Raw genomic sequence first — 6,256 nt, 5'->3', positions numbered from 1 at the left:
TCTCGCCGGTCCGATGGACGCGCGCGACACCGCGCACGCGAGCACGCCGGTCGTCGGGATGCCGTTCTGGCACCAGGACGGAGGCGGCGCATGAGCGCGGCGCGCTTCGCCGATGCGTTCTGGCCGCCGGCCGACGAGCTGGCCGAAGCGGCCGAGCGGATTCGCGCGCGGCTCGGCGACTGGCCCGAGGGCGCGGCGCCGTGGCGGCTCTGCGTGGCGGCGCCCGACGTGCCGGCCGACGGCGACGTGCTGATCGTGTCGGCCGGTGATCGTGCCGCGCAGGCGCGCGCATCGGCCGTGTCGCGGCCTGCGTCGCCCGATACGGTGGCGATCGAATTCGACGAGCAGGGCGCCGTGCTGCATGCGGCTGGCGTGCGCTACGCGCTCGACGCCGCGCATCCGCTCGCGGACGACTGGATCGCGGCGCTTGCCGCGTTCCTCGATTGCGGCTTCGCGCCGGTCGACGCGCTGGTGCTCGCGCTGGCGTGGCGCGACGGCGACGAGACGCGCGCCGCCGACGCATGGCCGGTCGATGCCGCGCGATTCCCGCGTGTCGCCGGGCTGCCGCCCGCGCCGGAACCGGCGTTCGCGCCGTGCCCCGCGCGGCTCGGCCTCTATCCGGTCGTGCCGAGCGCCGAATGGGTGGAGCGCGTGCTCGACGGCGGCGCGCGAACCGTGCAATTGCGCGTGAAAGACGCGACGCCGGACACACTGCGTCAAGAAATCGCGCGCGCGGTCGCGGCCGGGCGCCGCTATCCCGATGCGCGCGTGTTCATCAACGATCACTGGGAGATCGCCGCAGAAGCAGGCGCGTACGGCGTACATCTCGGTCAGGAGGATCTCGAAACGGCCGATCTGGCCGCGATCGCGCGCACGGGCCTGCGGCTCGGACTTTCGAGTCACGGCTATTACGAGATGTTGCGGGCGCTGCACGAGCGGCCGAGCTACCTCGCGCTCGGCCCCGTGTACGCGACCGCCACCAAGGCCGTTGCCGCGCCGCCACAGGGGCTCGCGCGGATTGCCCGCTACGCGCGCTTCGCCGGCGCGCGCGCGCCGCTCGTCGCGATCGGCGGGGTGGGGCTCGACACGCTGCCGGCGGTGCTGGCGACGGGCGTGGGCAGCGTCGCGGTGGTCAGCGCGGTCACGGGCGCGGCCGACTATCGGACGGCGCTTATTGCACTGCAGCAGTGCTTTACCGGACAATTTGACAATCATTGACCGCAGGGCCCGGAACGGCGTCACGACATCATTCCAATGCAGGCCCTATAATTCGGCGTTCTGCGTAAAAGGACTGTCAGCTCCGTGAGCCCCACTCCTACCGAGACCCTGCTGGAACTTCGCGACGTCGACTTTGGCTACGGCGACCGCCTCGTCCTGTCCAACCTGAACCTGCGCTTCGGGCGCGGGCAGGTCGTCGCGGTCATGGGCGGCTCGGGTTGCGGCAAGACCACCGTGCTGCGCCTGATCGGCGGCCTCGTGCGTGCGCGCCGCGGCCAGGTGCTGTTCGATGGCGCCGATGTCGGCGCGCAAACGCGCGACGGCCTGTACGCGCTGCGCCGCAAGATGGGCATGCTGTTCCAGTTCGGCGCGCTGTTTACCGACATGTCGGTGTTCGAGAACGTCGCGTTCGCGCTGCGCGAGCATACCGACCTGCCCGAAGACCTGATCCGCGACCTCGTGCTGATGAAGCTCAACGCGGTCGGGCTGCGCGGCGCGCGCGACCTGATGCCGTCCGAAGTATCGGGCGGGATGGCGCGCCGCATCGCGCTGGCGCGTGCGATCGCGCTCGATCCGCAGCTCATCATGTACGACGAGCCGTTCGCGGGCCTCGATCCGATCTCGCTCGGCATCACCGCGAACCTGATCCGCACGCTGAACCAGGCGCTCGGCGCGACGTCGATCCTCGTCACGCACGACGTGCCGGAATCGTTCGCGATCGCCGACTACGTGTATTTTCTGGCCAATGGCGGCGTGCTCGCGCAGGGCACGCCCGACGAGCTGCGCGCGTCGACCGATCCGAGCGTGCGGCAGTTCATCGACGGCGCGCCGGACGGCCCGTTCAAATTTCATTACACGAGCCCGCCGCTCGCAGCGGATTTCGGGCTCGGCGGAGGGCGCGCATGATCAGCGCGATCGGACGTTACGTCATCGGCGGCCTCGAGCGCGCGGGCTACGGCACGCGCCTGTTCGTGCGCCTCGTGCTGGAATTCTTTCCGCTGCTGCGCCGGCCGCGGCTGGTCACGAAGCAGATCCATTTCCTCGGCAACTATTCGTTCGTGATCATTGCCGTGTCGGGGCTGTTCGTCGGCTTCGTGCTCGGCCTGCAGGGCTATTACACGCTGAATCGCTATGGTTCCGAGCAGGCGCTCGGCCTGCTGGTCGCGCTGTCGCTCGTGCGCGAGCTGGGGCCGGTCGTCACCGCGCTGCTGTTCGCGGGCCGCGCGGGCACGTCGCTCACGGCCGAGATCGGCCTGATGAAGGCCGGCGAGCAGCTCACCGCGCTCGAGATGATGGCGGTCGACCCGATCAAGAACGTGATCGCGCCGCGCATGTGGGCGGGCATCATCGCGATGCCGCTCCTGGCCGCGATCTTCAACGCGGTCGGCGTGCTCGGCGGTTACTTCGTCGGCGTCGTGCTGATCGGCGTCGATCCGGGCGCGTTCTGGTCGCAGATGCAGGGCGGGGTCCAGGTCTGGGCCGACGTCGGCAACGGCGTGATCAAGAGCATCGTGTTCGGCTTCGCCGTGACCTTCATTGCGCTGTACCAGGGGTATGAAGCGAAGCCCACGCCCGAAGGCGTGTCGCGCGCGACCACCAAGACGGTTGTGTTCGCGTCGCTCGCCGTACTCGGCCTCGATTTCCTGCTGACTGCGCTGATGTTCAGCTAAGCCTCAGCCAAGCCAAATTTTGGAATGACGATGAAAAAGACTGCTCTCGACTTCTGGGTCGGCCTGTTCGTGGTGGTGGGCTTCCTTGCGGTGCTGTTCCTGGCGCTGAAGGTCGGCAACATGAGCTCGCTGTCGTTTCAGCCGACCTACTCGGTGAGGATGAAATTCGACAATATCGGCGGGCTGAAGCCGCGCGCGGCCGTGAAGAGCGCGGGCGTCGTGGTCGGCCGCGTGAAGTCGATCGGCTTCGACCCGAACACGTACCAGGCGGTCGTCACGATCGACGTCGACGGCCAGTACCCGTTCCCGAAGGATTCGTCGGCGAAGATCCTGACGTCGGGCCTGCTCGGCGAGCAATATATCGGCCTCGATCCGGGCGGCGACACCGAAATGCTGAAGTCCGGCGATACGATCACGATGACGCAGTCGGCGATCGTGCTCGAGAACCTGATCGGCCAGTTCCTGTACAGCAAAGCCGCGGATGCGGGCGGCGCGAAGCCGGCAGCCGGGGCGTCGGCCGTTCCGGCCGCGCCGGCCCCGGTGGCGGTACCGGCGTCGGCGGTGTCCGGCGCGTCCGGCTCGGCGGCTCAATAACCACACGAGAGAAAACAAGAGGGTAATGACCATGCACACGATCCGCATCAGGCACGCCGCGCTGGCGATGGCGGCAGTCGCCGCGTTGAGCGGCTGCGCGACCGTGCAGACGCCGACCAAGGGCGATCCGCTCGAAGGCTTCAACCGGTCGATGTACAAGTTCAACGACACGGTCGATACGTACGCGCTGAAGCCGGTCGCGAAGGGCTACCAGTACGTGGTGCCGCAGCCGGTGCGCGACAGCGTGACGAACTTCTTCTCGAACATCGGCGACGTCTACATCGCGGCGAACAACATCGTGCAGCTGCGGATCGCGGACGGCGTCGGCGACATCATGCGCGTCGTGATCAACACGGTGTTCGGCGTCGGCGGCCTGTTCGACGTCGCGACGATCGCGAAGCTGCCGAAACACACGGCCGACTTCGGGATCACGATGGGCCGCTACGGCGTGCCGTCGGGCCCGTATCTCGTGCTGCCGCTGCTCGGGCCGAGCACGCTGCGCGACACGGCCGGGCTCGGCGTCGACTATGTCGGCAACCCGCTCACCTACGTGAAGCCGGACGGCCTGAGCTGGGGCCTGTTCGGCGTGAACCTGGTCAACACGCGCGCGAACCTGCTCGGCGCGGGCGACGTGCTGGATGCCGCGGCGCTCGACAAGTATTCGTTCGTGCGCAACGCGTACCTGCAGCGTCGCCAGATGCTGATCAGCAACGCGCGCGGCGAGGCCGCCGCGACGTCGAGCAACGACGCGCTGCCGAAGTACGATCTGCCGGAAGACGGCGCGGCACCGGCGGCAGCCGGCGCGGCCGGAACGGCGGGCGCGGCAGCGGTGGGCGGCGCGGCGCCGGCGCCCGCATCGGCCGCGGCGGTGGCTGCGCCGGCCTCGGGCACGGCCGAAGCGCCGAACCCGGCCAGCGAAACGAACGTGCCGGCGATGCAGGTGGCGCCGCCGTCGCCGGGCGGGTTCCGGTTCCCGAGCATCCGGCTGCACTGACGGACTTACATTCGTTACAGCCGGAAACGATTCAGTCGGTAGCGTAGGCGAACTTGCGCGTAAGCTACCTGCTCCAACCTTCGCATCGACTCATTCATGCAGGCCACTATGATGAAAAAACTGTTCCTGATCCCCGTTTTCGCGGCGCTGTTCTCGTTCGGCAGCGCAGCTCACGCGCAAGTCGACCAGTCGAACCCGCAAGCGCTGATCAAGACGGCGACCCAGCAGGTGCTCGACGAAGTCAAGCAGCAGACGATCAAGCAGGGCGACACCAACCGCATCATCTCGATCGTCAACAAGGACATCCTGCCGTACACCGATTTCCGCCGCACCACGCAGCTCGCGATGGGCCGCAACTGGCGCACGGCGACGGCCGAGCAGCAGCAGCAGGTTCAGGAGCAGTTCAAGCTGCTGCTGATTCGCACGTATTCGGGCGCGCTCGCGCAGTTGAAGCCGGACCAACAGATCCAGTACCCGCCGTTCCGCGCCGATCCGGCCGATACCGACGTCGTCGTGAAGACGGTTGCGCTGAACAACGGTCAGCCGGTCCAGATCGACTACCGCCTGTACAAGACGGCGAACGGCTGGAAGGTGTATGACCTGAACGTGCTCGGCGCATGGCTGATCCAGACGTACCAGCAGCAGTTCAACGAGAAGATCCAGCAAAGCGGCGTGGACGGCCTGATCAAGTTCCTGACGCAGCGCAACCAGGAACTTGCCGCGGGCAAGCAGGCGTCGTGAGCGGCTTCGAAGCCGGCTCCTCGCTGACCGTCGCGAGCGCGAAGTCCGCGCTCGCGGACGGTCTTGCGCGCATCGGCGCCGGCGCGACCGCCGTCGATTGCGCGGCGCTGACGCAGTTCGACTCGTCCGCGCTCGCCGTGCTGCTCGCATGGCAACGTGCCGCCCAAGCGCGCGGCGCAGCCCTCGACATCCTCAATCTCCCTCCGAAGCTCGCCAGCCTCGCGCGCGCCTACGGCGTCGACGCACTCATCGAAGGCACCGGGCGACATTGACCCTGTCCGACCGAAGCCTGCCGCGCCAGCCGGCGCGCGCACGCTTCAGGCCGCGCGCCGTCGGCGCCGGCTCCACCAGCCGGTTTGCCCTATAATCAAGCGTTTTGCGGGGCAGCCAATCGGCGTCCGGCCCCCATTTTCTTTCGCAGCAAGCACAGAATAGGCGTCGCGGCCCTTGCGTCGCGCACAGTCATGTCAGCCATAGAAATCCGTCACGTCAAGAAGCGCTACAAGTCGCTTCAGGCGCTCAAGGGCGTCAGCCTGTCGGTCGAGGAAGGCGAGTTTTTCGGCTGCTCGGCCCCAACGGCGCAGGCAAGACCACGCTCATCAGTATCCTCGCCGGGCTCGCCCGGGCCGACGAAGGCAGCATCTCGGTGCGCGGTCACGACGTCGTCCAGGACTTCCGCAACGCGCGCCGCGCCCTCGGCGTCGTGCCGCAGGAACTCGTTTTCGACCCGTTCTTCACCGTGCGCGAGACGCTGCGCATCCAGTCCGGCTATTTCGGGCTGCGCCGCAACGACGACTGGATCGATGAAGTGATGGCCAATCTCGATCTCACCGAGAAAGCCGACGCGAACATGCGCGCGCTGTCGGGCGGGATGAAGCGCCGCGTGCTGGTCGCGCAGGCGCTCGTGCACCGGCCGCCCGTGATCGTGCTCGACGAGCCCACGGCCGGCGTCGACGTCGAATTGCGTCAGACGCTGTGGAAATTCATCTCGCGCCTGAACCGCGAGGGTCACACGATCGTGCTGACCACCCATTACCTC

The 6,256-nt window shown here is 67.8% G+C and carries 7 protein-coding genes and 2 pseudogenes; all 9 read left to right on the top strand.

Annotation, left to right across the window (positions count from 1 at the left end):
- Nucleotides 1–94 (top strand): annotated as a pseudogene (locus JMF90_RS19645) (thiazole synthase); the annotation flags it as partial.
- Nucleotides 91–1,218 carry a thiamine phosphate synthase gene (gene thiE / locus JMF90_RS19640; protein ID WP_078040616.1) on the top strand — a complete coding sequence of 376 codons (1,128 nt, stop codon included), beginning with the start codon at nt 91–93 and terminating at the stop codon, nt 1,216–1,218. The pseudogene JMF90_RS19645 and the gene thiE, both read left to right, overlap by 4 nt.
- An 84-nt stretch (nt 1,219–1,302) precedes the next feature.
- On the top strand, nt 1,303–2,124 hold the full coding sequence (locus tag JMF90_RS19635; RefSeq protein ID WP_006477138.1) for an ABC transporter ATP-binding protein: 822 nt from the start codon (nt 1,303–1,305) through the stop codon (nt 2,122–2,124).
- Nucleotides 2,121–2,888 carry a lipid asymmetry maintenance ABC transporter permease subunit MlaE gene (mlaE, locus tag JMF90_RS19630; RefSeq protein ID WP_006486220.1) on the top strand — a complete coding sequence of 256 codons (768 nt, stop codon included), beginning with the start codon at nt 2,121–2,123 and terminating at the stop codon, nt 2,886–2,888. The genes JMF90_RS19635 and mlaE overlap by 4 nt, the downstream gene beginning before the upstream one ends.
- A gap of 24 nt (nt 2,889–2,912) precedes the next feature.
- Nucleotides 2,913–3,482 (top strand): outer membrane lipid asymmetry maintenance protein MlaD, encoded by a 570-nt coding sequence (mlaD, locus tag JMF90_RS19625; protein ID WP_006477136.1) that lies wholly within the window; start codon nt 2,913–2,915, stop codon nt 3,480–3,482.
- Nucleotides 3,483–3,513: 31 nt separating this feature from the next.
- Complete coding sequence (locus JMF90_RS19620) at nt 3,514–4,476, top strand: VacJ family lipoprotein (RefSeq protein ID WP_078041091.1); 963 nt, start codon at nt 3,514–3,516, stop codon at nt 4,474–4,476.
- 111 nt (nt 4,477–4,587) lie between these two features.
- Complete coding sequence (locus JMF90_RS19615) at nt 4,588–5,217, top strand: phospholipid-binding protein MlaC (RefSeq protein WP_027809257.1); 630 nt, start codon at nt 4,588–4,590, stop codon at nt 5,215–5,217.
- Nucleotides 5,214–5,489 (top strand): lipid asymmetry maintenance protein MlaB, encoded by a 276-nt coding sequence (locus JMF90_RS19610; RefSeq protein ID WP_011546610.1) that lies wholly within the window; start codon nt 5,214–5,216, stop codon nt 5,487–5,489. The genes JMF90_RS19615 and JMF90_RS19610 overlap by 4 nt, the downstream gene beginning before the upstream one ends.
- Nucleotides 5,490–5,681: 192 nt before the next feature.
- Nucleotides 5,682–6,256 (top strand): annotated as a pseudogene (locus JMF90_RS19605) (ABC transporter ATP-binding protein); the annotation flags it as partial.

The organism is Burkholderia sp. E168m23 (assembly GCF_016586125.1).
In the GTDB taxonomy this organism is placed as follows: domain Bacteria; phylum Pseudomonadota; class Gammaproteobacteria; order Burkholderiales; family Burkholderiaceae; genus Burkholderia; species Burkholderia orbicola.
This window is presented reverse-complemented; position numbering and strand designations above follow the sequence as displayed.

Excerpts from the sequence above, each read along its gene's own strand:
- thiE (WP_078040616.1), top strand. The coding sequence starts at position 91 with ATGAGCGCGGCGCGCTTCGCCGATGCGTTCTGGCCGCCGGCCGACGAG.
- mlaE (WP_006486220.1), top strand. The coding sequence starts at position 2,121 with ATGATCAGCGCGATCGGACGTTACGTCATCGGCGGCCTCGAGCGCGCG.
- mlaD (WP_006477136.1), top strand. The coding sequence starts at position 2,913 with ATGACGATGAAAAAGACTGCTCTCGACTTCTGGGTCGGCCTGTTCGTG.
- JMF90_RS19620 (WP_078041091.1), top strand. The coding sequence starts at position 3,514 with ATGCACACGATCCGCATCAGGCACGCCGCGCTGGCGATGGCGGCAGTC.
- JMF90_RS19615 (WP_027809257.1), top strand. The coding sequence starts at position 4,588 with ATGAAAAAACTGTTCCTGATCCCCGTTTTCGCGGCGCTGTTCTCGTTC.